The sequence below is a fragment of the Puerhibacterium sp. TATVAM-FAB25 genome, from assembly GCF_046535855.1.
GTDB lineage: Bacteria > Actinomycetota > Actinomycetes > Actinomycetales > Cellulomonadaceae > Puerhibacterium > Puerhibacterium variabilis_A.
Genome location: NZ_JAXUAK010000034.1, coordinates 1 through 1,555 on the forward strand (window position 1 = coordinate 1; position 1,555 = coordinate 1,555).

Sequence of the window (1,555 nt, forward strand, 5' to 3'; positions counted from 1 at the left end):
TGCCAGAGGTGTAACGGATGGCGGCCTGGCGGTCGCCGCGGTGGTCGCTGAGAATCGGGGTGCGCCCGGCGACGCCGGACCACACTGGTGCGGGCGAGCCCGTAGACGGTGTATGGCGCGAGGTCCTCGGGTGCCGGTGGATTGTTGCTACGAGCACGCGGGTCTGTGTCCTGGCAGAGGGCCTTCCGGGCGGCGCCGGCCGCGGTGGTCGCGGCCGGCCGGCCGAAGGGAGGCCGGTCATGGAAGTGCTGTTCGAACGCGTCGCCGGGCTGGACGTGGGCAAGGCGACGGTCACGGTCTGCGTGCGCACCCCCGCCCCCGGAGGCCGGCGGGCCAGCGAGACGCGCACCTTCCGCACCACGGCCGGGGCGCTGCGGGTCATGCGCGCATGGCTGGTCGAGGCCGGGGTCACGATCGCGGCGATGGAGTCGACCTCGACCTACTGGAAGCCGCCGTTCTACTGCCTCGAGGAGGTCATGGAGGTCTGGCTGCTCAACGCCGCCCACATGAAGGCGGTGCCGGGGCGCAAGAGCGACGTGCGCGACGCGGAGTGGATCGCCCAGCTGCTCGAGCACGGGCTGCTGACCGCCTCGTTCGTCCCGCCCGCGCCGATCCGGCAGCTGCGGATGCTGACCCGCTACCGGGTGCAGCTGATGGGCGACCGCACCCGCGAGGCCACCCGGCTGGAGCTGATGCTCGAGGACGCCTCGATCAAGCTGTCCTCGGTCGCCTCGTCCCTGACCACCGTCTCCGCCCGGGCCATGCTGCGGGCGATGATCGCCGGGCAACGCGATCCGCTCGTGCTGGCCGAGATGGCCAAGACCCGCATGCGCACCAAGATCCCCGAGCTGGCCCAGGCCCTGGACGGCCACTTCGAGGCCCACCACGCCGTCCTGGCCGCCGCGATCCTGGACCGCCTGGAGCTGGTCGAACACGCCCTGGCCGACCTCGACCAGGCCATCGCCACCGCCTGCGCCCCATGGGCCCACCAGCTTCAGTTGCTGCAGACCATCCCCGGAGTGGGCGCCAAGGCCGCCCAGGTGATCATCGCCGAGACCGGCGCGGACATGTCCCGCTTCCCCTCGGCCGCCCACTTGGCCGCCTGGGCCGGCCTGGCCCCGGGCATCTCCGAGTCCGCCGGCCGGCGCGCCCCGACCGGCAAACGCCACGGCAACAAGTGGCTCACCTCCGCCCTGGTCGAGGCCGCCGCCGCCACCGGCCGCATGCACGGGCGCAACTACCTCGCCGCCCAGCACGACCGCCTCGCCCGCCGCCGCGGGGCCGGCCGCGCCCAGATCGCCGTGGCCCACTCCATCCTGGTCAGCGCCTACTACATGCTCGCCCGCGACGAGCCCTACCAAGACCTCGGCCCGGACTGGCACACCCGCCGCAACACCGAGGCCCACACCCGCCGACTGGTCGCCCAGCTCGAACACCTCGGCCACACCGTCCACCTCGAACCCGCCGCCTAACCCACCGCCCGCAACGACACGTCGGGCTCCGCCCGACGCACACGCGCGCGCCCTCGCACAGGTCATTCACGGGTCTGTGGCGT

General features: G+C 73.2%; 1 protein-coding gene. It reads left to right on the top strand.

Going from position 1 to position 1,555, the window contains the following annotated elements; all coding sequences use genetic code 11:
- Positions 1 to 239 precede the first annotated feature (239 nt).
- Positions 240 to 1,472: an IS110 family transposase gene (locus U5M74_RS16165; protein WP_410909943.1), complete on the top strand. Its 1,233-nt coding sequence runs from the start codon at positions 240 to 242 to the stop codon at positions 1,470 to 1,472.
- Positions 1,473 to 1,555 lie beyond the last annotated feature (83 nt).

What these genes read in the sequence shown, in the direction of transcription:
- U5M74_RS16165 (WP_410909943.1), top strand. Translation starts at nt 240, where the DNA reads ATGGAAGTGCTGTTCGAACGCGTCGCCGGGCTGGACGTGGGCAAGGCG.